Annotated in this window: 17 protein-coding genes and 1 pseudogene; 9 read left to right on the forward strand and 9 right to left on the reverse strand. The window is 62.0% G+C overall.

The genetic code is table 11. The features are described from left to right. The first annotated feature begins 131 nt into the window (after nt 1–131). From G9X68_RS11440 to G9X68_RS11460, 5 genes are read left to right on the forward strand one after another with little or no spacing between them, the layout of a single operon-like run. A complete protein-coding gene (locus tag G9X68_RS11440) occupies nt 132–962 on the forward strand; it encodes a metallophosphoesterase family protein (protein ID WP_171602458.1) in 831 nt (276 codons plus the stop codon). Beyond that, complete coding sequence (locus G9X68_RS11445; RefSeq protein ID WP_171602459.1) at nt 959–2,206, forward strand: ABC transporter ATP-binding protein; 1,248 nt, start codon at nt 959–961, stop codon at nt 2,204–2,206. The genes G9X68_RS11440 and G9X68_RS11445 overlap by 4 nt, the downstream gene beginning before the upstream one ends. After that, nucleotides 2,199–3,122: a carbohydrate ABC transporter permease gene (locus G9X68_RS11450; RefSeq protein WP_171602460.1), complete on the forward strand. Its 924-nt coding sequence runs from the start codon at nt 2,199–2,201 to the stop codon at nt 3,120–3,122. Before G9X68_RS11445 ends, G9X68_RS11450 begins: the two co-directional genes overlap by 8 nt. Further along, nucleotides 3,119–3,955 (forward strand): carbohydrate ABC transporter permease, encoded by an 837-nt coding sequence (locus tag G9X68_RS11455; RefSeq protein ID WP_171602461.1) that lies wholly within the window; start codon nt 3,119–3,121, stop codon nt 3,953–3,955. The genes G9X68_RS11450 and G9X68_RS11455 overlap by 4 nt, the downstream gene beginning before the upstream one ends. A gap of 26 nt (nt 3,956–3,981) precedes the next feature. Beyond that, nucleotides 3,982–5,247, forward strand: a complete 1,266-nt coding sequence (locus G9X68_RS11460) for an ABC transporter substrate-binding protein (RefSeq protein WP_171602462.1) — start codon at nt 3,982–3,984, stop codon at nt 5,245–5,247. A gap of 74 nt (nt 5,248–5,321) precedes the next feature. On the opposite strand, the gene G9X68_RS11465 is transcribed toward G9X68_RS11460, so the two are convergent. Further along, nucleotides 5,322–6,302, reverse strand: coding sequence for a substrate-binding domain-containing protein (locus tag G9X68_RS11465; protein ID WP_171602463.1), 981 nt, complete (start codon nt 6,300–6,302; stop codon nt 5,322–5,324). A 228-nt stretch (nt 6,303–6,530) separates the two neighbouring features. On the opposite strand from G9X68_RS11465, the gene G9X68_RS11470 reads away from it, so the two are divergent. Next, on the forward strand, nt 6,531–9,449 hold the full coding sequence (locus G9X68_RS11470) for a M16 family metallopeptidase (protein ID WP_171602464.1): 2,919 nt from the start codon (nt 6,531–6,533) through the stop codon (nt 9,447–9,449). A gap of 14 nt (nt 9,450–9,463) precedes the next feature. On the opposite strand, the gene G9X68_RS11475 is transcribed toward G9X68_RS11470, so the two are convergent. The 3 genes from G9X68_RS11475 to G9X68_RS11485 form a co-directional block, all read right to left on the reverse strand. Then, entirely contained in the window at nt 9,464–10,144 is a 681-nt protein-coding gene (locus G9X68_RS11475) for a GNAT family N-acetyltransferase (RefSeq protein ID WP_171602465.1), read from the reverse strand. After that, nucleotides 10,141–10,632 carry a MarR family winged helix-turn-helix transcriptional regulator gene (locus tag G9X68_RS11480; protein ID WP_171602466.1) on the reverse strand — a complete coding sequence of 164 codons (492 nt, stop codon included), beginning with the start codon at nt 10,630–10,632 and terminating at the stop codon, nt 10,141–10,143. The genes G9X68_RS11475 and G9X68_RS11480 overlap by 4 nt, the downstream gene beginning before the upstream one ends. Nucleotides 10,633–10,749: 117 nt before the next feature. Further along, entirely contained in the window at nt 10,750–11,916 is a 1,167-nt protein-coding gene (locus G9X68_RS11485) for an MFS transporter (protein ID WP_171602467.1), read from the reverse strand. Nucleotides 11,917–12,092: 176 nt separating this feature from the next. Between G9X68_RS11485 and G9X68_RS11490 the strand changes: the two are divergent. Beyond that, nucleotides 12,093–13,003: pseudogene (locus G9X68_RS11490) on the forward strand (agmatinase). A gap of 52 nt (nt 13,004–13,055) precedes the next feature. Here the strand turns inward: G9X68_RS11490 and plsY are convergent. Continuing rightward, entirely contained in the window at nt 13,056–13,715 is a 660-nt protein-coding gene (gene plsY, locus G9X68_RS11495; RefSeq protein WP_171602468.1) for a glycerol-3-phosphate 1-O-acyltransferase PlsY, read from the reverse strand. Between the two features lie 157 nt (nt 13,716–13,872). Here plsY and G9X68_RS11500 point away from each other — a divergent pair, with 157 nt between their 5' ends. Both G9X68_RS11500 and G9X68_RS11505 read left to right on the forward strand, forming a co-directional pair. Beyond that, on the forward strand, nt 13,873–15,381 hold the full coding sequence (locus tag G9X68_RS11500; RefSeq protein WP_171602469.1) for a winged helix-turn-helix domain-containing tetratricopeptide repeat protein: 1,509 nt from the start codon (nt 13,873–13,875) through the stop codon (nt 15,379–15,381). A 331-nt stretch (nt 15,382–15,712) separates the two neighbouring features. After that, a complete protein-coding gene (locus tag G9X68_RS11505; protein WP_171602470.1) occupies nt 15,713–16,918 on the forward strand; it encodes a trypsin-like peptidase domain-containing protein in 1,206 nt (401 codons plus the stop codon). Nucleotides 16,919–17,087: 169 nt separating this feature from the next. Here G9X68_RS11505 and G9X68_RS11510 read toward each other — a convergent pair whose 3' ends face one another. From G9X68_RS11510 to G9X68_RS11525, 4 genes are all read right to left on the reverse strand, one after another. Further along, entirely contained in the window at nt 17,088–17,621 is a 534-nt protein-coding gene (locus G9X68_RS11510) for a YidB family protein (RefSeq protein ID WP_171603055.1), read from the reverse strand. 171 nt (nt 17,622–17,792) lie between these two features. Beyond that, a complete protein-coding gene (locus G9X68_RS11515; protein ID WP_129420969.1) occupies nt 17,793–18,134 on the reverse strand; it encodes a hypothetical protein in 342 nt (113 codons plus the stop codon). 164 nt (nt 18,135–18,298) lie between these two features. Further along, nucleotides 18,299–18,979, reverse strand: coding sequence for a peroxiredoxin-like family protein (locus G9X68_RS11520; RefSeq protein ID WP_171602471.1), 681 nt, complete (start codon nt 18,977–18,979; stop codon nt 18,299–18,301). 75 nt (nt 18,980–19,054) lie between these two features. Then, nucleotides 19,055–22,291: an adenylate/guanylate cyclase domain-containing protein gene (locus G9X68_RS11525; protein WP_171602472.1), complete on the reverse strand. Its 3,237-nt coding sequence runs from the start codon at nt 22,289–22,291 to the stop codon at nt 19,055–19,057. Between the last annotated feature and the right edge of the window lie 164 nt (nt 22,292–22,455).

Consider the following 22,455-nt stretch of genomic DNA (forward strand, 5'->3'; position numbering starts at 1 on the left):
CATGACAGATTGATGTCAAAACTGAGAAACAGCTGAAAACTTCAGCTGTGTGATTGACATGGGAGCCTTCTAGAGAGGGCACGAGAAGGGAGCGCCGGTGAGGCGCTGCCGACCTCTCGGAGACGCGCCCCATGAAAATCATTCAGATCACTGACACCCATTTCAGCCCCGACAAGCCGCATTTCAACGGCAACTGGGCGCCGCTTCTGAGCTGGATTGAAGAGACCGGCGCCGACTTGATCGTCCATACCGGCGATCTCACCGTCGATGGTGCTGACAAGGACGCGGATATTACCTTCTCGATGGACCTGATGCGTCAGGTGTCGATCCCGATGCTGATCGTCCCCGGCAATCACGATGTCGGCCACCTCAAGGGATCAGACCAGCCCGTCAATGCCGAGCGTCTGGCGCGCTGGCGAAGCCTTGCCGGCGACGACCGCTGGCTGGAGGATTCGGCCGGCTGGCGCTTCCTCGGGTTGAACTCATTACTTCTCGGCCATGAGGATGACGAGGAGGAGGCGCAGTTCGAATGGCTCGATCAGGCGCTGTCCGGCAGGGTAGGGCGGCGCGTAGCGTTGTTCGCGCACAAGCCGCTCTTCGTCGATGCCGCCGACGAAGGCGATACCGGATATTGGAGCGTTCGCCCGGCTCAGCGCCGGCGGCTCTATGATCTGATTGCTGCCCATGACGTGGCGCTGTTTGCGAGCGGCCATCTCCACTGGGCCTGGCAGGGGCGCTTTGACAACACCCAGCTGATATGGGGTCCCTCGGCCGCCTTCATCATCGACAAGATGGAGCGCGAGATGCCGGGCGAGCGACTGATCGGCGCCGTCGTCCACGAGTTCGATACGACAGTCGAAAGCACGATCGCCGCCGTTCCCGGCATGACCGCTTATGTGCTCGATGACGTCGTGCACGAAGTCTACCCCCAGGCGGTCAAGCAGCAGGAGTCCGTCGAATGAGCGCGCTCTCGCTTCGCGGCATCACCAAGGCTTTCGGCGGCAACCAGATCCTGAGTGGCGTCGGCCTGGATGTCGCCGCCGGCGAATTCATCGCGCTGGTCGGCCCTTCCGGCTGCGGCAAGAGCACGCTGTTGCGCGTCCTTGCCGGCCTCGACCATGCCGACCAGGGCGAGATCCTGATCGGCGGGCAGGATATGTCCGGCGTTGCGGCCGCCGATCGCAACATCGCCATGGTCTTTCAGTCCTACGCGCTTTATCCGCATCTGACGGCCTCTGAGAACATCGCCGTGCCCTTGGCGATGCGCCGGCTGTCGAGGATGCAGCGGCTGCCCTTCATCGGGTCATTGATACCGGGCCAGCGCGCCACCCGCAGGGCGATCGCCCGTGACGTCAGGGATATGGCTACGTCGCTGAAGATCGATCATCTGCTTGACCGCAAGCCCGGCCAGATGTCGGGCGGCCAGCGTCAGCGCGTGGCGCTGGCCCGCGCCATGGTGCGCCAGCCGAGCATCTTCCTGATGGACGAGCCGCTCTCCAATCTCGATGCCAATCTGCGCGTTCACGCCCGCGGCGAGATCGTCGACCTGCATCGCCGCGCCGGCGTGCCGACGCTCTATGTCACCCACGACCAGGCGGAAGCGCTTTCCATGGCCGACCGTGTCGCCGTGATGATGGGCGGAAAGTTGCTGCAGATCGCCAGCCCCGAGGTCATCTACGATGATCCCGCCCATATCGAGGTCGCCCGCTTCATCGGCCAGCCGCGCATCAATCTGCTGCCGGCCTTTGCCGAAGGCGGCGTCATTCTCTGCGGCGGCCTGCGCCTGACGCTTGAAAATGCGCGCGACGGGAAGATGCCGGTCACGCTCGCCATTCGCCCCGAATTCGTCTTTCTGTCCAAGAACCGGCATGACGGCCTTGCCGCCCGGATCGAACGTGTCGAATTCCTGGGCTCCGAAGTCATCCTCCATTGCCGGCTCGAGGCGATCGGCGAGACTATCGTTGCCAAGGTTCAGCCGGCCGAAGCCTCCGGCCTGGTGGCCGGCGATCCGGTCGGGTTGCGGCTTTCGCCCGGCCGCACGCTGATTTTTGCCGAGGACGGCAGCCGGCTGGCCGGCGGCGTAGCAACGGGTGACGCCGGGCTCGGCGCTGCCGATGCAGGGCTCGCCAATAGCGACGCCAGGCTCGCTGCAAGCGATGCCGGGCTCGCAATAAGCGATGCCCAGCGGGAGAGGGCGCATGGCTAGCATCGTCTCCATGGCCGTGTCACACGATGCCGCCGTTGCGCATCGGCGCAGCGAAGCCCGCATCGCCTGGATGCTGGTGATGCCGGCTGTGATCCTGCTGTTCCTCTTCGTGCTTTTGCCGGTTGTATCAGTCATCGTACTCGGCTTCACCGATTTCGAGCTGGGCTACGGCAAGTTCCGTTTCGTCGGCTTCGAGAATTACGCGCACCTGATCACCGACCGGACGTTTCGCAAGTCGCTGTGGAATACGACGGTGTACACGGCGCTCGTCGCACCGGTCTCGATCCTTCTCGGCCTCGGCATCGCCATGCTGATCGAGAGCGAGACCAAGGCGCGCAGCTTCTTCCGCACCGCCTATTTCCTGCCGGTCGCTTCGCTGATCGTCGCCATGGCGACCGTCTGGCAATATATGTTCCACCCCACAATCGGCCCGCTCAACGCGCTGCTGGCCCTCGTCGGGCTTCCAGGCCCGAACTGGCTCGGCAGTTCCGGCACGGTGCTCTACAGCCTCTCGATCATCGGCGTCTGGCAATCGGCCGGCTTCAACATGGTGCTGTTCCTCGCCGGGCTGACGGCGATCCCGCGCGAGCTTTATGCGGCAGCCGAGGTGGATGGCGCCAGATCCTCCCTCGACCGTTTTCTGCTCGTCACCTGGCCGATGCTCGGGCCGACGACGCTCTTCGTCATCACCATCAGCATCACCAACGCGGTCAAGGTCTTCGAGACGGTCAAAACGCTGACCGAGGGCGGCCCGAACAAGGCGTCGGAGGTGCTGCTCTTTACGATCTACCAGGAAGGCTTCGTCTATCTGCGCGTCGGTTATGCCTCGGCAATGACTGTGGTCTTTCTGCTGATCCTGGTGGTGCTGATGTTCCTGCAGTACCGCATTCTCGATCGCCGGGTGCATTACACATGATGACGAGCGCTTTTTCCCTCGGCAGGATCATCCGTCTCACCTTGCTGTCGCTCGGTGCGATGGTCTTCCTGTCGCCCTATGTCTTCATGATCTCGACGGCAGGCAAGGCCCAAAGCGACATCTTCACCTCGTCGTTGTCGTTGATCCCGGCGCACTTCACCTATGTCGAGAATTTCGCCAAGGCCTTGAGCCGGGTGCCGATGGCGCAGCTGTTGTGGAACGGTGTCGTCGTCTGCGGGCTGATCTTCTTTTTCCAGGTGCTGGTGGCGATCCCTTGCGCCTACGCCATGGCAAAGCTGCGCTTCGGCGCCGCCCGCGCCATGATGGTGCTTGTCATGCTCGGCCTGCTGGTGCCGATCCATGCGACCGCGCTGCCGCTCTATGTCGCCTTCGACCGCGCCGCGCTGCTCAACAGCTACGCCGCCCTTGTCGCACCCTTCACCATTTCGGTCTTCGCGATCTTCATGTTCCTGCAGTTCTTCCGCGCCATGCCGGATGATCTTATCCATGCCGCCCGTCTCGACGGCATGTCGGAACTCGGCATCGTCGCCCGCGTCATCGTGCCAAATGCCTGGCCGGCGGTCACTGCCTTCGCCATCTTCTCAGTCGTCGCCCATTGGAACGATCTCTACTGGCCGTTGATCGTCATCAGCAAGCAGGACTACGCCACGCCGCCGCTCGGTCTGATGTATTTCCGCGCCGCCGAGGCCGGCGACGACTACGGCGCGCTGATGGCGGCGACCCTCATCATTACCCTTCCCCTCGTCATCGCCTTCCTGCTTGCGCAGAAGCGCTTCGTCGAGGGCATCACCATGACCGGTCTCAAAGGCTGACCGGTTTCAACCCAGGAGAACGAGCGATGAAACATATCACCCAGCTTCTCGCCGCAGCGACCGTATCGATGGCAATCGCGCTTCCCGCGCATGCCGAGACGACGCTGACGGTTCACTACCCTATGCCGGGCTTCTTCAAGGACGTGATGGACACGATCTCGAAGAAGTTCATGGAAGAAAACCCAGATATCAAGATTCAGTTCGCCAGCCCGTCGGCGACCTATGAAGAAGGCATCCAGACGATCCTTCGCCAGGTCGGCACCAGCGAAATGCCCGATATCACCTTCATCGGCCTCAACCGCCTGCGCATGCTCGATGAACGTGACGTCGCCGTCGATCTCGGCCCGCTCGTCCAGAAGGACGGCAACATGGCCGAGCAGGGCTTCTCCGACACGATCCTCAAGCTCGCCCAGGTCAAGGGCAAGCAGGTGGGCCTGGCTTTTGCGACTTCCAACCCGATCATGTATTACAACGCCGATCTCGTGAAGGCGGCCGGCGGCGATCCTGAAAATCCGCCGAAGACCTGGGATGAGGTCATCGCGCTCGGCGGCAAGATCAAGGCGCTCGGCAACGGCGTCGACGGCATCGATTTCCGCTGGCAGGGCGACGACTGGATGTTTTCCGCACTGCTCTTCGGCGCCGGCGGCAAGATGCTGAGCGACGACGAAAGCAAGGTTGCCTTCAACGGCCCGGAAGGTCAGAAGGCCGTCGAGGTCCTGCATCGTCTGGTCACCGAGGGCGGCATGCCTGTGTTCACCAAGGCCGCCGGCGAACAGGCTTTCGCAGCCGGCAAGGTCGGTTTCGAATTCCAGACAACCGGCGCGCTGCGCAACACGATCAAGAATGTCGGCAACAAGTTCGATCTGCGTACAGCCAAGATCCCGCTGATCGATCCGGTGAACGGCCGCCTGCCGACGGGCGGCAATGCCGTCGTCATCCTGACGCATGATGCCGCCAAGCAGGATGCTGCCTGGAAATTCGCCAAATTCGCCGCCGGCCCTTATGGCGCTTCCGTCGTCGTCCCCGGCACCGGTTATGTCCCGAACAACGAGCTCGCCGCGAAATCGGCCGACTATCTCGGCGATTTCTACAAGCAGAACCCGCTGTTCCAGGCAGGTCTCAGCCAGATGCCGGTGATGATCCCCTGGTATGCCTTCCCCGGCTCGAACGGCGTCAAGGTCACGCAGACGATCGTCGACAACCTCTCGCGCATCGTCGACCAGTCGGCCGAACCGAAGGAAGCGCTCGACGACGCAGCCGCCGATGTCGAGGGCATGCTGCCGCGCAGCTGATCTCCTTCCTCACTAGGCATAAGGTAGAGGCCGCCATGCCGAGCGCGTGGCGGCCTCTTCTTTTCCCAAGCTTCTCAGATGGCGCGCACGGTACCGCCGCGGCGAAGCGTATAGGCGACGTCGAGATGGCGGGCGGGCGCGGCATTCTCCGCCATGTCGAGCAGCAGCGAGGCGGCCGTCGCCCCCATGCTGGCATCCGGCATTTCGATGGTCGTCAGCGGTGGATCGATCAGCCGGCCGATGGCAATGCCGTCGAAGCCGGCGACCGAAACATCCCCAGGGACCGACAGCCCCTCGCGCTTCAGCGCGCCGATGACGCCGAGCGCCAGGAGATCGTTGGAGGCGATGATCGCCGTCGGCGCAAGCGAGCTCATCGCGCCGCCAAGATCGAGCTGGTCGTAGCCGCTGACGAAGGGGATCTGCACTGCATCGAGCGGTGTCAGCCCGTTCTCGGCCATGGCGTCGAGATAACCGCGGTAGCGAAGCTGGGCGCGGTCGGAGGCGGCGAAATTGCCGGAGAGAAACAGAATGCGGCGATGGCCGATGCCGATCAGGAATGTCGTGATCTCGCGGCCTGCGCCGCGATTGTCGACAGTGACGGCCGCCGGAAACTGCGCTGTCGGCAGGTTGTTGAGCAGCACGGTCGGCGGGAGCTTGGCAAGCAGCGCCTCGCTGGTGGATGGATCGCAGACGGTGAGGATTAGCCCGGTCGGCCGGTCGTTCAAGAGTGCGGCGACGGCATCGGCCTCGCGCGCCGGATCGTAGTTCGACTGGGCGATCAAGACGCCGTGGCCGGCCACCAGCATGCGGTTCTGGATGCTCGACAGCGACGAGGCAAAGACCGGATTAGTGATGCTCGGGATCAGCACGCCGACCACAGGCCTGCGTCCGAGCCGCCCTGCAGACAGGCCGGCCGGGCGATAGCCGAGTTCTGCGGCCGCACGGCGCACCTTGCGCACCATCAGGTCGCTGGCCGGTCCGTTGCGGTTGAGAACCCTGCTTGCGGTCGCCAGCGAGCATCCTGCCCGGAACGCGACCTGCTCCAATGTTGCCATCGAAAACGCCTCCTGGTGACAGCATCGAGGCGCAATCCCTTAGGCGGGTTTGATGACATTGGTCTGACACCTAGAGCATGATGCCGAAAAGTGTGAGCGGTTTTCGGACGACATCATGCACTAACTCTTTAATTGAGAACAGGATTCAGTTTTTAGGCCGACCGGGCCGAAATCATCCCGTCTTGGGAAGACTTATCTACTTCTTATTCATTACACACATGGAAGTTGATGGGAAATGCAACCTGTGGAATAGTCAGGTTGACACCATCTACCCCCTTCATTCTCATCACCTGGACAAGAATGTCTCACAAAAAAATGGAATGCTCCACGGTGCGCTGGTTTCTCGCGACGGTCTTCCTCGTCGTAAACTTCACGTCGCCAGCCTATGCGGACAACCCGTCCGTGCCCTGGCCACAAATGCGAAGCGACATCCAAGCCGACCCCCATGTGCGTTTCGGCATGCTCGCCAACGGCATGCGGTTTGCGATCATGCGCAATGTCACGCCGCCCGGACAGGCAGCGATCCGCTTTCGCATTGCCTCCGGTTCGCTCGACGAAAACGACAACCAGCAGGGTCTGGCGCATGTTCTCGAGCACATGGCCTTCAAGGGTTCGACACATGTCGCCGAAGGGGAGATGATCCGTATCTTGCAGCGTAAGGGCTTGGCCTTCGGGCCGGACACCAACGCCCATACCTCTTATGACGAGACTGTCTATGCGCTCGATCTGCCCGAGGTCGATGCAGACACGGTTTCGACGGGCCTGATGCTGATGCGAGAAACGGCGAGCGAGCTGACCCTCGACGCCGGCGCCTTCGATCGCGAACGCGGTGTCATCCTGTCGGAGGAGCGGCTGCGCGACACGCCGCAGTATCGCGCGGCTCTCGAAATTATGAATTCGCTGCTCGCCGGCAAGCGCGCGACCATGCGGGCGCCGATCGGTAAAGCCGACATCATCAGCAATGCGCCTGTGGCCCTCGTCCGTGATTATTACCGGACCAATTACCGACCCGATCGGGCAACGCTGATGGTGGTGGGCGATATCGACCCCGCCGCCATGGAAATGGAAATCCGGCAGCGCTTCGGCGATTGGAAGGCCGTCGATCCGGCGCCGACAAAACCGGATCTCGGCACGCTGGTGACGAAAGGCGAAAGCGCTGACCTCATCGTTGTTCCCGGTGGCATGACGAGCGTACAGGTCGCCTGGACACGTCTCTATGACGCCGCGCCTGACACCTTCGCCAAACGCCGCGCTGAGCTTATTGAAAATCTCGGTCTCATGGTTCTCAATCGCCGGGTGAGCACCATCGCCGGCAAGGCGGATGCCCCATTCATCAGTGCGGGCGTCGGCTCTCAGGATATCGTCGATTCCGCTCATGTTGTCCTGATCGCGGCGAACTCCGAGCCGGACAAATGGCCGGCGGCGCTCACGGCCATTGACCAGGAACAGCGTCGTATCCAGAAGTTCGGCGCTACGCAGGCGGAAATCGATCGCGAAATTCTCGACTATCGCTCGGCCCTGCAGGCTGCTGCGGCCGGAGCCGCGACGCGCACGACCACCGACGTCGCTTCCATGCTGGTGAACAGCGTCGATGACGATCAAGTCTTCACCTCGCCTACCGAAGAACTCTCGCTGTTCGAGACGATGACGAACGGCGTCACGGCGGCCGAGGTCAATCAGGCGCTGCAGCGTGCTTTCTCCGGCAACGGTCCACAGGTCGTGCTGCAGACGGCCCAATCACCTGAGGGCGGAGCCGACGCGGTTCGGCAAGTCTACGATGCGTCGAATGCCGTTGCCGTCTCGGCACTTTCGAGTGCAACTGACGTCGCCTGGCCCTACGCCCATTTCGGCGCGCCGGGCGCTGTGGTCGAACGCCGCGCCGTCGACGATCTCGGCTTGACCTTGGTGCGCTTTTCCAACGGCGTGCGGCTTACCGTCAAGCCAACCAAGCTGCGCGCCAACGAAGTGCTGGTGCGTGAAGATATCGGCGGCGGTCGGCTGGACCTGCCGCACGACCGTTCCGCCCCGATCTGGGCATCTCCGGCCGTCGTGCTGTCCGGCGTCAAGGCCATGGATTACCAGGATATCCAGAAAGCGCTGACGGCTAATATCGTCAGCATCGATTTCTCGGTAGGCGACAGCTCCTTCAGGTTCGATGGTCGTACAAGGACTGAAGATCTTGCGACGCAACTGCAGCTCATGACCGCATACACCTCCGATCCTGCCTATCGCCCCGAGGCGTTCAAGCGCGTGCAGCAAGCCTATTTGAGCGGTCTCGATCAGTATGAGGCGACGCCCGGCGGCATTGTCAGCCGCGATTTCCCAGGTCTCGTGCATTCGGGCGACCCGCGCTGGACCTTCCCCGATCGCGCGCAGTTGTCGGCCGCTCATCCAGAGGATTTCGAGGCGCTGTTCCAACCTATGATCTCCAACGGCCCGATCGATATCACCATCGTCGGCGACGTGACGGTGGACGATGCGATCCGGCTGACGGCTGAAACCTTTGGCACCTTGCCGCCGCGGCCGGAGACGATGTCGAGCAACGATCGCAACGACGTGCGTTTTCCGGTGACGAACGAGAAGCCCGTTGTGGAGACCCATAACGGCAGGGCAGATAACGCCGCCGCCGCGGTAGGGGCTCCGATTGGCGATTTGCTTTCCGACCTGCCGCGGTCCTTCGCCGCCAATCTCGCCACCCAGATTTTCCAAAACAGGTTGATCGACCAGTTTCGCATCGCAGAAGGAGCAGGCTATGTGCTGGAGGGCGATGCTGACCTGTCAAGTGAAGTCCCTGGCTACGGCTACGCATATTTCTACGCCGAGACAGACCCGGCAAAGGTCGCGCGCTTCTACGCACTCGTCGACGAGATCGCCAAGGATCTGCGGTCACGTGATGTCTCCCCGGACGAACTTGCGCGCGCCCGGGAACCCATCATCGAGACACTGAAGCATCAGCAGCAGGGTAACGAATATTGGATTGAATATTTGCGCGGCGCTCAGACGGATTCGCGCGGCTTAGACCGGATACGCGACAATCTCAGCGGCTACGACAGGGTCGCCGCCGCAGATATCCGCGCGTTTGCCACGACTTATTTCAGCCCGGAAAAATTCTGGAAATTCGAAGTGCTGCCGCCGGCGGTGCGATAGGTCGTGGGCACGGCTCAGGAACGGCGTTTGACCACGCGCATGTTCATCTCCGCGCGAAGCGCAAAGCCATGTGTCTTGTAGAGCGAAATGGCCGATGTGTTCGCCGCATAGGCGTGCAGATAGGCTGCGTCGCCGCTCGATGCGATTTCGCCGGCAACGAAGCGGAAGAGCAGGGTGCCGAGGCCGCGTCCCTGGACATCGGGATGGGTGCAAAGCCCGCTGAGCTCGATGAAGCCTGTCTGACGCATCCGTTGTCCGGCCATCGCCACCAGGCGGCCTTCGCTCTTGATCCCCCAGAAGCTGCCGAGGCTTTGGGCTCGCAATGTGAACGGCCCAGGTTTGGTCAGTGTCGCCAAATCAAGCATGTCGGCGGCATCGGCCTCCGTCAGCGGCTGGATGCGAGAATCCGAAATCCTCTCATGGTGCCGCTCGGCAATCATCTGGACCACCGATGCTTCCGCGACGACGGCAAGACCCGATGGGATGGCGATCGGCCGGGATTCGACGAGAATCATGCTCTCCTCCGGCGAAGGCAGGTTCTCCAGGGCATCGAGGCTCTCCGGCGTATCGTCGGCTGACGCTGCGAAAGGAACGATGGAGGGTGGGTATCGCCGCGCGGACTTGCCACCTTCGGCAAGATCGGCATGCGCGGTCTCGAGTGCGCTCCAGATCGGTCGGTCGAGAATATGTTTCACTGTGTTTCCTCCTTGGCGGCGTTGCGGCGCGCAAGCGGCACCGCCGCAAGCCCGTCCTCGATGGCCGCGAGCTGTTCGAGGATCGGCCCGTCGAGATCGCCGCAGAGATCGGCAACGGCGGCGGCGATGCGCGGCCAGATCACCTTTTTCGAATGGTCGACGAGGTCCTGTCCCTTGTCGGTCAGCGAGACCAGTCTGCGACGCTGATCATCCGGGGCCGGCTGCATGTCGACGTAACCGAGTTCGAGAAGCTGGCCGATGGTGCGCGTTGCGCCGGGCTGAGTGATACCCACCGCCTGCGCAAGCTCGCCGATCGTCAGTGGCCCGGCCCGGTCGATCGCTGCAAGGAATGGATATTGGCCTGCCTGGATGCCAAGGCCCGCCTCATCGATGATCTGCTGCGTATCGGCCTGCAGCCTTTCTCCGATGCGCCGCAGCCGGCTGCCCATGCATAGAAACCCGAGTGTTCTGACCACATCCTCGACCATGCCGATCTCCATTTGTATTGGGTGTTATATAACGTGTTATGGATTAAATGGCAATTCGTCTGCGAGGGTGGTCGGCAGATGAGGCCAGGGGAAGGGCGGCACATGCAAATGTCTCGATCAGCCCCGCCATTTCCTGGCCATCAGAAACACCGCCAGCACGCAGCTGAGGAGGCCAAGGGACAGTGGCAGACCCTGATGTCCGATCAGTTGCATCGCCAGTCCTGTCGCGGGCGAGCCGACGATGCCGCCGATGCCCCATACCAAGGCGAAGGCCGCGTTGCCGGCGATCAGAGCCTGGCCGGTGAACCGCTCGCCGAGTTGAATCAGCGACAGGGTGTAGATCCCGAATGAGACCCCGCCCCAGAGGAAAACGAGCGGCCAGATAAACCACGAATTGAAGGCCGACGGCAGCAGCAGGCAGCCGGCGAGGCAAGCCAGGACGCAGAAGAGCATGATCCGCGTCGAGCCGAACCGTTCGGCCAAGCGCCCAAGTAAAATCTGCAGCACGGCATTGCCGGCGATGAAACAGGTGATGAGCGAAGCGATACGCTCCTCGGCACTGCCGAGTGCTGCGCCATAGACCGCGAACAGGGAAAGCAGGATCTGCTCGAAGGCGGCAGCGGTGAAAACCGCAAACAACAGCAGCGGCGCCAGTGCGAAGAAGCGGCCGACCGATGTTGCCTCGCCTTCGTCAGGCATCTCAGGCAGGTGTGGGACGACCGCAAGCACGATCAGGCCGCAGAGGAGGAGGGCCGCAATACCGATCACGAAGGGTGGCCAACCCTCAGTGCCGGTGAGCCAGAGCGACAGCGGGCCGACGGCGAAGCCGCCCGAAACGACCGACGAATAGAGTCCCATGATCCGGCCCCGCCGCGGCGCCGGCGTGATCGTGATCAGCCAGGTCTCGCTGATCACGTAAAGCGGATTGGCGAAGACGCCGAGCAGGAAGCGCAATGGCATCCAGGCCCACACGTCCTCAGCCCAGGCGATCGCAATCAGGGTGAGGGCGGCCAGGATCGAACACAGGATCGCCAGCCGCGCCCCACCCACGCGCCGCGAAAGCGCCGGAATGACGGGCGCCGATAGGATGAAACCCAGCGGCGTCATCGCCGCCGACAGGCCGATCAGGCCCGATGTCGTTCCCTGCCGCTCCAGAATGAAGCTGAGCAGCGGATAGGTCAGCCCCTGCGCCACGGCGAACACCGTCACGGTCGCGATGATACCCGCCATCGCGGCCCAAGGGATCCGGTCCTCTCGCGCTAATTTGATGCTTTCGGCAGTCATGCAGATGTCCTCATCAGACCGTATGGTTTGACGGGCCGGGGCGTCAAAGAGGATGAATTCTGCACGAGGCTGGGAGCGTCGTACTTAAGCTCTTCCAAAAAGTTCTCAAAAACGTCCAAAGGGACTAAACAGGTCACCACCGCAATTCAGCCGGACATCATCAGGACCATCAGGAAATGAGTGCCTCACTTTCCTTTCTCGACCTTCCCGATCACCTCGCCGATGGGCGCTTGCCCCGTGCGGTGATCTTCGAAGTCGCTCACGGCAGCACCTATCCCGGCAAGGACAGCAGCGGCTACGCTTTGGCCGCTGACGCCATCCGCGCTGCGAGTGAGGAGGATGCCCCACTCGTCGAGCACTGGGATTTCGATCTCGGTGGGCTGCTGTTCGACGGCAGGCCGGTCTTATGCATCGACGTTGGAGACATCCAGACCACCCTGCATGACAATGCCGGCAACCGGGCCCGGATCGAGGCGAAGACGCGCGAGGTCCTGGCATTGCCGGCCATACCGATCCTGCTCGGCGGCGACTGTTCCGTGACCATTCCCTTCCTCACCGGCTTTGCGGATCACGGGCCGGTCTGGGTCCTGCAGATCGATGCCCATATCGACTGGCGCGACGAGGTGCATGGCGAACGCTACGGCTATTCAAGCCCGATGCGTCGGGCGAGCGAGATGCCGCATGTCGCCGGCATGGTCCAGGTCGGCCTCCGCAGCGTCGGCAGCGCAGGCCTCGCCGACATCGAAGCGGCGCGGGCCTACGGCAGCCACTTCGTGACCGCCCGCGAGGTTCACGCCGAGGGCGTCAAAGCCGCTCTCCGGCATATTCCGAGGGAGCGCGGGTCGTTGTCACCCTCGACTGCGACAGTCTCGATCCCAGCATTATGCCGGGCGTTGCGGCGCGTACGCCCGGCGGCCTCACCTACACTGAGGTGATTGACCTGATCGCGGGCCTCGGCAGGCGGGCCAGGATTGCAGGATTCGACCTTGTCGAGCTCTATCCTCCCGCCGATATTGATGGCCTGTCGGCCCTGACCGCCGCGCGCCTTCTCGTCAATTTAATCGGCGCCATCGTCCGGCAAGATTGAAACTCTGCTCGCTCTGGCAGCAAGCAGAGCATGGTGCGGCGCGTTTTCGCTTCTAGGCGACCTTGCCCAGACGCGGTTCCGTCCCGGTCAGTAGCCGCCGAATGTTGGTGCGATGGCGGGCAATCACGTAAATGCCGCCTGCGATCACCAGCAGCCGATAGGGCAGCGGTTGTTCCAAACCGCAGACGAGAGCGATGGCCGTCAACGCCGCCAGCATGGAGCTCAGGGAAACAATCCGGAAGGCCGCCAGGGCAACGCCAAAAACCGCCACAGCGCCCAAACCTACGGGCCATGACATCGCCAGCAACACGCCGAGCCCCGTGGCAACCGACTTGCCTCCCGTAAAGTTGAGCCAGACCGAACGGCCATGGCCTAACAACACGGCAAGTCCCGCCAGGCAAACAGCCCAAGGCGCCGAGCTTTGCAGATAGAGCGCCGTCGGTGGCGTGGCTGATGAGACTGTCAAGAACCAGGGATAAAACCACCGGGCAAAGATGACTGCTCCTACACCTTTCAGCACATCGATCAGCAGAACCACCAATGCAGGCCATTTGCCCAGCGTTCGCAATACGTTCGTTGCTCCGGTGGATTTTGAGCCGTGCTCCCGGATATCGATGCCCTTGAGCAGTTTGCCCGCCAGATAGCCCGTCGGTGTGGAACCGAAGAGATAAGCGATCGCCAATCCAACCGCACCCGCTGTCCAGAAAATCATGGGAGTCACCTCGACGCTCTATTTTCAGGCAGTCATCATTTGGTTGTCACCGCCATCAGCCACTAGAACACGATTTACACTGCCCGCGTCCTCAATGCCACGCGGCCTAAGCGACGAACAGTTCCACTCAAGCTTTAAAGACTCTAGGATGCGCCCCATGCAGGGATCACGCTTTGCCTTTGGTCCGTTCGTGCTTGATCCGGTGGCGGGAACGCTCCTTCGGAGCGATGATCCCGTCGCGGTCGGCCATCGCGGGCTGAAGCTGCTTGCCGCACTCGTCGAACGATCCGGCGAAATCCTCGGCAAGGCCGAGTTGATGGACGCGGCTTGGCCGGGCAGGGCCGTCGAGGAGGGCAATCTCACCGTCCAGATCGCACAGCTGCGCAAGCTGCTTGGTCCGGCCGCCGACGGCGGTGAATGGATCTCCACGGTTCCGCGCATCGGCTACCGCTTCATAGGCGCCGTCAACCAGTTGGGCGGCGTGAAGCGAAAACCTTTGCCGCTGCCCGACAAACCATCGATATCAGTGCTGCCCTTCGTGAATATTAGCAACGATCCCGAGCAGGAATCCTTCGCGGACGGGCTGACCGAGGACCTCATCACCGACCTCTCCAGGATGCCGGGTCTGTTCGTCATCGCCCGCAACTCGGCCTTCGCCTACAAGGGCAAGGCTATGGATGTGCGGGAGATCGCCGAGGAACTCGGCGTGCGCTACCTGCTGCAGGGCAGCGCGAGACGCGTCGAGGCGCGCGTGCGCATAAACGCCCAGCTGGTCGACGCGGTGGGTGGCGATCATCTATGGGCGGAACGCTTCGATCGCAGCCTGGAGGATATTTTTGCCGTTCAGGACGAGGTGACTGGTAAGATCGTCGAGGCGCTGCTCGGCCGGCTGCGCGCACCGCCGCCGCGCAACCGGCCCAAAAATATCGAGGCTTACGATCTCTGCGTGCAGGCGCGCAGGCTGATGGACGACACGCCGCAGGCGGCGCGGGAAGCGCATCTGATGCTGGCGCGCGCGATTTCGCTCGATCCTGATTATGCCGAGGCCTATCGCTGGCTTGCCATGAACCACTGGATGGGAGAGGTGCATTCCGGCGGACCAACGCAACCCACCCGTGACCTTGCCTTGGGGCTGGCGCGCAAAGCCGTCGGGATCGATCCCAACGATGCCGGCTGCCGCTGGATCCTGGCTTACCTGCTTGCCTATGAGCGCAGCTTCGACGAGGCGGAGGCGGAATTTGCCAAGGCGATCGAACTCGACCCGAACGAGGCCGACACCTTCGCGGCGCTATCCGACATCGCGGTCCTGGCCGGGCGGGTCGGGGAGGGCCTAGAGCATATCGCCAAGGCCTTCCGATTGAACCCGTTTCCGGCAAGCTGGTACTATCTGGCGCTCGGCCAGGCGCAATATGCTGCCGGCCAATACGCAACCGCTGTCGAGACGCTGCGCAACGACGAGACCTATCGCACGAGCTCACGCCGTTTCCTGGCGGCAAGTCTTGCCCAACTCGGCCGGCTCGACGAGGCACGCGCCGAGGCCGAACTGTTTCTCGTCGCCAACCCGCATTTTTCAACCCGCCACTGGGCGGCGACCGAGCCATTCCGCGACGCTCGGACGCTTGAGCATTTCGTTGACGGCTACCGCAAGGCGGGACTTCCGGAGTGACGCGCCGCAAAAAAACCATTGCCATCCGGCCGTCGATCACCTTTGAGGAACATGTAGAAGGGAGCTGTCACCATCATTACGGATGGGCGTCGGCGAGCCTTCGAGCATTTGCTCTCGGAGTGAGGTTCCCGCACCGGGACGGGTCGGAGAGTGTCGTGTCTTGCCAAATAAGAGCCATATTCGAACGAAGACCAAGATGCTCGTCGACCTGATAGGCGAAAGGTTCGAACGGCAGCGGTCGGGCGCGACTCAAAATTAAGCTTGAGAACAAGACCCAGTTGCAAAGGCTCGAGCTGAAGTTCTAGTCTGCAGGCGCCTGGGGAAACTTCAAATGTCAGCTTTGTCTCGCGTACTTATAGCAGGCGCTCTGTCTGTGACACTTGCTTCCAATTGCTTTGCCGAGAGCCCAACTTCTTCGGGAACCGGCTTCACTGTGACCGGTGACGGCTGGCTCATGACAAACGCTCACGTCGTCCAAGGCTGTGAGCGGATCGAAGTGAAGGGGAAGGGCGATGCGTCCGATCCTCGCATCGACGCGACAAATGACCTTGCCCTCGTAAAGGTTCAATCAACCGTCCCCCTCAAACCGGTAGTCTTCCGTCAAGCGCCGACTCGTCTGGGAGAAGATATCGTTGCCGTCGGTTATCCGTTGGCGAGCTTGCTCGCGGATTCCGTCAAGGTCACGACCGGGAACGTCAATGCGCTCGCCGGGCTTCGAAACGACACACGCTACATACAGATTTCGACGCCGATACAGCCGGGCAATTCGGGAGGCCCGGTTGTCGACCGCGACGGATTCTTGCTCGGGATCACAAGCGCTACATTCTCGAAGCAGGCTGCTGACGAAATTGGCATTACGGCGCAAAACATCAACTTTGCCATCCGCGCATCGGTTGCTGATTTATTCATGCAGTCGCAGAGCATAGTCGGTCAGTCCGGTGGTCGAGCCGCCGATCGGCAACCAATGTCTACAGCCGACCTTTCGGACAAGGTGACGCCTTCTGTATTCCAGATCCTTTGCTACGGGAAGCCCGAGGAGCAGGCGTCGATCACGCCTTCAGGCGCGGCGACAAGCCTACCCACGCCGTCGGCGTCGGCTCTCATCGACGCCCGCGGTTATGACGCAATCGGGTTCGACTATCGGACCATCAAGGACGTTACTTTCGCCAGCTGCCATGAAATCTGCGAGGGCGACAGCCAATGCAAAGCGATCACGTACAATACGAAGTACCGCGCTTGCTTCCTTAAGGACAACGTCGTGGCGCTTATCCGAAACGGCGACGCGGTGGCAGCGTATTCGTCGGCGAAGGCAGCCGACGTTATTATGTCTGACTTCACAAGCTACAGCGGCATGGATCTGCCGGGTGGCGACTACAAGCGGCTCCGCGAAAGCAACTATCTCCAATGCTTTACGGCCTGCATTGGCGACAATTCATGCAAAGCCTTCTCGTACGTGCCGAAGAAGTCCGAATGCTGGCTCAAGGATACGTTAGGGCGTCCGAAGGCAACCAAGGGCGTCGAGCTTGGCGTGAAATGACACGGCATGAATGTTCACTCGGCCAGCCCGCCGGGTCGAACTGTTCCTCATCGCCTCTTCGTTGCCAACTCGCACTTTTCAACCTGTCACTGGGCAACGACCGAACCACTCCGCGCAAGGCGGGACGTCCGGAGTAAGCCCGGTGCACCGCCTCATAGACGGCCGGAGGTTAGATGGTGCCGGGCCGCGCGGAGGTTGTTGATTGGCTCGCGGAAGACAAAAAATCCTCTTCGGCGGAGGGCAGTTTTCCCTCTGGTGTCAGGTCGTCGACCGCTTTGGGAAGATCGCGCTTCAGCCGCCCCAGAATCTCTTCATGCGAAAGGCCGGTACTGGCAGCGATCTCGTTGAGAACGTCCGGTCCCAGTGCTTCCGCGAGCTGGCCGTCATTGATGTCCGCATTCGGTCCGGGCTTTACCCAAGACTCCGCCTTGTCACCGTGACCATTCTGCTGAAACGTCTTCAGCAGGTCGCCCAAACCGCCGCTGACGACGCTGCCGGACGTCAGCCCGCCGAGAAGGCCGCCGAGACCACCCGAGCCTGTCAGTCCGCCAAGAAGGCCGCCAAGCCCGCCGGGCTGCTGGCTTCCCGCGCCACCCTGTTGAGGGTTCTGAATGCCCCGTAGGAGCTCCCCGATCTTATCTCTGTTCTGGTAGCCGGCAACGGCAAGGACGGCGAGAAGCGCCTTCAATTGACCGCTCATCATGATGAATCCTCCTATGGTGCTCAAAGGTGCACGCGACCCAAAGCAGAGCGCTGCATGGGCAGCAATGTCCAGGGTGGCCAAAGGTTCCGCCGGTTTGAAAACAAGGCCGCGCAACCGCATTCCTTCGAAGATCTCGAAGGCTCGGCCGTCCACCTCAGTTGCTCACGCCGGTCAGATTTCCGGGCAGCCTCGCCGGTTTGCGAAGGTCATTCGTTCCGGTCCACGGCGCGTCATCCCTTGCACAACGATACTGCGAGGAGACATGCGGACGATTTGCGCCCTGCGAAGTCCTTCGCTGCGTGCGATGTCGAGAGCATCATCCGGGTCGCATCCTCGCGGTCCGCGCCGATCATATCCGTCATATCGATCACGATCACGATTACGGTCGTAAACGCCGACGCCACCGGGGCCGACCCGCAACTCCAAGTCTTGCGCGGCCGCAATTGTCGGAGAGATCGTCAACCCGCTTATCGCAGCCAAGCCGACCAGTACGAACTGAAGAGATTTGCGCATGAGTTCCTCCCATGGTCCTATGCTTATCCTAATGACAACATCGCCATGCGAGATTTGTTCCTTGAGGCAAGAGGACTCGGCGGACGCCGAACGGGTAGTTCGTCTCATGGAAAGCGCGTCGCATGAATCCAATTCGATGCGACGCGTTTTAAAGATCATTTGCTTCAAACAGCCATGTTCGACGCTGCCGACATCACTTCCCGAGGGGCCGGACCGCCGAACATATGGCGACCACCATCCTCGACTTCGGTGAAACACCAGCGCACGACGCCATCCCGATCGAGCAGGAATTCGCCAACGAGTTGGCCGTGGCCGGCGGCGATCATCCGCGTGTCATCCTCGGTGATTTCATAGCCGTCCGCCTTGTCGAGGAATTCGGCCGCCGCCATCGGGTCCATGGGCTCCGGAAGCTCGCCCGGCATGTCGATGCGCATCGACATCACCGTGTTCATGCTGACTTTGCGCGGCCAGTCGTTCTCGGCTTCGGTGAACTGAAGGTTCGGCAGGCCGAAGGCCTTGTGCGATACCCGTTCCGGGTCAGAGGCCGCCAGCAGATTGGGAAGCGGATGGTAGCGGAAATAGAGGCGGGCGCGGTCGATCGGCGTATTGACGACGGTCAGGCTGTCGATGCCTTTCTCTTGCAAGGCATCGGTGAGTTCGGCCATGGCGGCAATCTGCCGGCGACAGAAGGGGCAATGTAATCCGCGGAACAACCCGACGAACACCGGCTTCTGGCCGCGAAAGTCGTCTATGGCGACCTTACCCTGGCGGGTGATCGCATCCAGCACCACGTTTGGTGCGCGATCTCCCGGCTGCAATGGTCTTGCTGCGTGGTTCTCCTGCATGTTTCGTTCCTCCCTTTATGTTTTTGAATCGATTTGCCAAATCGATCTCCGGCGATCACTGCAACGAGGACAAGATCAGTCGAGAAACGGCAAGACGACGAGCGTGCCTGGATCCAGGTTGTGGCGGATGCACACATCCTGTGCCAGCGTGAAATAGCGTTCGGCCTCGTCCATGTCGTCATGCTCAAGGCTGAGTGTCGCCAAGCCATCATAGCACGGAAACAGCAATTGCGGCTCGTCAATTTCCTTCGCAACCTCAAGGGCTTCCTCGTAATACTTACGGGCTAGCTTCGGCTGCCCGTGGCATTGATGAATTTGGCCCAGCACGATCAGCGGCACGGAGAGATGGTCGCGCTGATCGAGCGCCCGGTCGATTTCGACGGCTTTCTCCGCGGCCGGTACACCCTCGGCGGCGCAGCGATCGGTGAAGGTGCAGCAGGCAACGGCGAGGTTGGCGAGAAGTCGCGCCTGGAAGCCGAGATCGCCGATACGGGTCGCAAGCTCCAGCCCGCGCCGGCAGATCTTGATGGCGTTGGCCGGGTCGACAATCGTGTAGAGAACGCCGAGATTGGAATAGGCGCGACAGGCAGCACTTTGCAGATCGGCCCTTTCGGCGACCGAGAGGCTGCGCTCCACTTCCTGCACGGCCTCGCGGCGACGCCCGAGCCGCGCAAAGGCCGCCCCCTTGGTGTTCAGCGCCTCCGCCATCGCTCGCGCTGTCTCCCGTCCGGTCTCGGTCGTCCCGTCGATGGGCAGCGTTTGCAGGCATTGCAATGCCTGCGTCGCCCACTCGGCGGCAGCCGCCTGATCCCCCATGCGGAAGGCCAGATGGCCGCGCTCCTGCAGGACGTGTGCACGTTCGACCGGCGCATCGATTGTTGCGATTATCGCTTCGGCTTCGGCCAAATGTGTCTCCGCTTGATCGCGGCGTCCTGCATCGAGATGCAAACGGCCGATCTTGCGCAGTATCCGCGCTGCGGCGATCGGGTTGTCTTCGACACGGTGGATCGCCAGCGCTCGCTGATAATGGGTCAGGGCGGCGTCGCGGTGGCCGGCAGGGCCGCAGAGATCGGCAAGACGCTCCAGCAGCGCCAGTTGCTCCGGCGTCGCCTCCGCCTCGTTTGCGAACGCCGCGAGGGCCTGCCGGTAGAGGCGCATTGCATCGTCATTGGCGTAGGTTTTGCGCGCCAGATCGCCCGCCGCCATCAGATAGCTGGCCCCCTTGGCCTTTTCGTTGGTCAGGCTGAAGTGATGGCCGAGCTGCGCCAGATGCTCGGGCCGGTCGGGCGCTACGCCATATTGACGTTCCAGAACCCGGCCGATCCGTTGATGAAGCTCCATGCGCCGTTGCAGCAGGAGATTGTGATAGATGACGTCATGCATCAGCGTCTGGCTGAAGCGATAGCCAGGCGACCCGCCAGCATCCGGCCCGCGCAATTCCTCGATGATATTGGCATCGCAGAGATGATCCAATGCAGCATCGATGGCGGCCGGGTCGGTGGCGATGGTGCGGAGCAGGGTGGTATCGAACTTTGGGCCGACCACCGCCGCCTCCTGCGCCAACCGTCTGATCTCCGGCGGCAGACGATCGACACGGGCAAGCAACAGAGCTTGCAGGTTCACCGGGATATCGACATCCGTGTCTTCCGCTGCGACATGCCAGCGCTGGCCGTCATTGTGCAACGTGCCCATGTCGATCAGCGCCCGAAGGATTTCTTCGATGAAAAGCGGATTGCCGCCGGCGCGGTCGAGGATGCGCTTGCGCATCGTCATCGGCAATTTGCCATGACCCTCGCCAAAAAAGGCAGCAAGCAGCTTCTGCCCGTCGGCGGCAAAGAGTGGGCCAAGACGTTGTACGGTGACGCTGACACGATTGGAGTCCAGCGGGTCGGTCTTCGAGGTCGGCCGGTAGATCGCCAGCAGCATCAACCGGCTGCGCTCCAGCCGATCCATCATGAAGCGAAGCACTTCCAGCGAGGCGGCGTCCGCCCAATGCAGATCCTCGATCACAAGCAGCAGGGGACCTTGCGCCAGCCGCCGCTCGAAGACGGTGCGGACGGCATAGAAGAGCTGCCGCCGCAACTGCTCCGGCTCGATGTACCGCAACGCGCCATCGGGATCGCCGAGGCCCAGGACATGCAGAAACAGCGGCAGAAGCCCCTCGATCTCATCCTGCGTCAGATCGAGCGCGCGGAACCCCGTTGCCAGCAATTGCCGCGCCCTCTCGAGATCATCCCGCTCACCGATGCCGTAGGCGCTGCGCACGACCGCGCCGAGCGTGCCATAGGATTGTTCGCCGAGCGGAGAGCAGGTCGCTTTGCGGATGGCGAGGCCCTGGAAACGGGCAGCACTGCCGGCAATTGCAACGAATTCGTTGACCAGCCGCGACTTGCCGATGCCCGCTTCGCCGATCAGTCGGACAAGCTGCGCCGCACCGCCGCAGGCAAGGTCGAGGCATGTCAGCAACCGCGACATTTCCGTATCCCGTCCGATCATCGGCGCCTGAAGGCCGAGACTTTCGAGCCCGCGCGCCGTATGCGGCGCTTCCGACACCCCTGTCAGCCGGTGGACAAGGACGTTTCCGCTTTTGCCGCGCAACGTCTGCGCGCCGAGATTGTCGAAGGCAAAGGCATGGCGGGTGAGGCGATAGGTCAGCGGCCCGACAAGGATATCGTTTTCGCCGGCCATGGATTGCAGACGTTGGGCGGTGTTCACCGTATCGCCGGTCACCGAATAGGATTTTGTACTGACCGCGCCGAAGCCGCCGGTGACGACAGGGCCGCTATTGATACCGATATGCAGACGCAGCGGCACGCCAGCGCGGGCGTGCCAGCGCTCGCCGACCTGAGTGGCCCGACCGATCATATCGAGTGCAGCACCAAGCGCCCGGACCGGATCGTCCTCATGAGCGACCGGCGCGCCGAACAGCGCCAGCAGTGCATCTCCGACGAACTTGTCGACGAAGCCGCCATAGGCTTCGACCGCCTGGGTCATCTCTTCAAACAATTCGTTCTGCAGCACCCGCATGACTTCAGGGTCGATCTGCTCGCTCAGCGTCGTGAAGCCGCAGAGATCGGCAAAGAGCACAGTCACCGGCCGCCGGTCGGCATCGCTGTCTGATACCGCCTCGATCTTGGGCTTCGATGCTGGTTGGACTTTGCCTGATATCGGCGCGCCACATCCGGGGCAAAAGGCAAAATCGGGCTGACAAGCATAGCCGCAGGCGGCGCAGGTGACAGGCTGCCTTGCGCCGCATCGCGGACAGAAAGCAAAACCGCTCTGAATATCGAACCCGCAGCCGCTACACTCCATCGGACGCATCTCACGAAACCCCGATGTACGGCTATTTCAGCCGCAAACCAGCGGGCCTCAGACAGGGGACAAGCATGAACCTGCTGCCACAGGCCCGCAAGCACTAAACACAAGCGGCGGAACGGCTATGATGATCCTGGTCAGAAGATCTTAAGACAGCCAGG

Source organism: Rhizobium changzhiense, assembly GCF_013087625.1.
GTDB classification, from domain to species: Bacteria; Pseudomonadota; Alphaproteobacteria; order Rhizobiales; family Rhizobiaceae; genus Rhizobium; species Rhizobium sophorae.

Excerpts from the sequence above, each read along its gene's own strand:
- G9X68_RS11440 (WP_171602458.1), top strand. The coding sequence starts at position 132 with ATGAAAATCATTCAGATCACTGACACCCATTTCAGCCCCGACAAGCCG.
- G9X68_RS11445 (WP_171602459.1), top strand. The coding sequence starts at position 959 with ATGAGCGCGCTCTCGCTTCGCGGCATCACCAAGGCTTTCGGCGGCAAC.
- G9X68_RS11450 (WP_171602460.1), top strand. The coding sequence starts at position 2,199 with ATGGCTAGCATCGTCTCCATGGCCGTGTCACACGATGCCGCCGTTGCG.
- G9X68_RS11455 (WP_171602461.1), top strand. The coding sequence starts at position 3,119 with ATGATGACGAGCGCTTTTTCCCTCGGCAGGATCATCCGTCTCACCTTG.
- G9X68_RS11460 (WP_171602462.1), top strand. The coding sequence starts at position 3,982 with ATGAAACATATCACCCAGCTTCTCGCCGCAGCGACCGTATCGATGGCA.
- G9X68_RS11465 (WP_171602463.1), bottom strand. The coding sequence starts at position 6,302 with ATGGCAACATTGGAGCAGGTCGCGTTCCGGGCAGGATGCTCGCTGGCG.
- G9X68_RS11470 (WP_171602464.1), top strand. The coding sequence starts at position 6,531 with ATGGGAAATGCAACCTGTGGAATAGTCAGGTTGACACCATCTACCCCC.
- G9X68_RS11480 (WP_171602466.1), bottom strand. The coding sequence starts at position 10,632 with ATGGTCGAGGATGTGGTCAGAACACTCGGGTTTCTATGCATGGGCAGC.
- G9X68_RS11485 (WP_171602467.1), bottom strand. The coding sequence starts at position 11,916 with ATGACTGCCGAAAGCATCAAATTAGCGCGAGAGGACCGGATCCCTTGG.
- plsY (WP_171602468.1), bottom strand. The coding sequence starts at position 13,715 with ATGATTTTCTGGACAGCGGGTGCGGTTGGATTGGCGATCGCTTATCTC.
- G9X68_RS11500 (WP_171602469.1), top strand. The coding sequence starts at position 13,873 with ATGCAGGGATCACGCTTTGCCTTTGGTCCGTTCGTGCTTGATCCGGTG.
- G9X68_RS11505 (WP_171602470.1), top strand. The coding sequence starts at position 15,713 with ATGTCAGCTTTGTCTCGCGTACTTATAGCAGGCGCTCTGTCTGTGACA.
- G9X68_RS11510 (WP_171603055.1), bottom strand. The coding sequence starts at position 17,621 with ATGATGAGCGGTCAATTGAAGGCGCTTCTCGCCGTCCTTGCCGTTGCC.
- G9X68_RS11515 (WP_129420969.1), bottom strand. The coding sequence starts at position 18,134 with ATGCGCAAATCTCTTCAGTTCGTACTGGTCGGCTTGGCTGCGATAAGC.
- G9X68_RS11520 (WP_171602471.1), bottom strand. The coding sequence starts at position 18,979 with ATGCAGGAGAACCACGCAGCAAGACCATTGCAGCCGGGAGATCGCGCA.
- G9X68_RS11525 (WP_171602472.1), bottom strand. The coding sequence starts at position 22,291 with ATGGAGTGTAGCGGCTGCGGGTTCGATATTCAGAGCGGTTTTGCTTTC.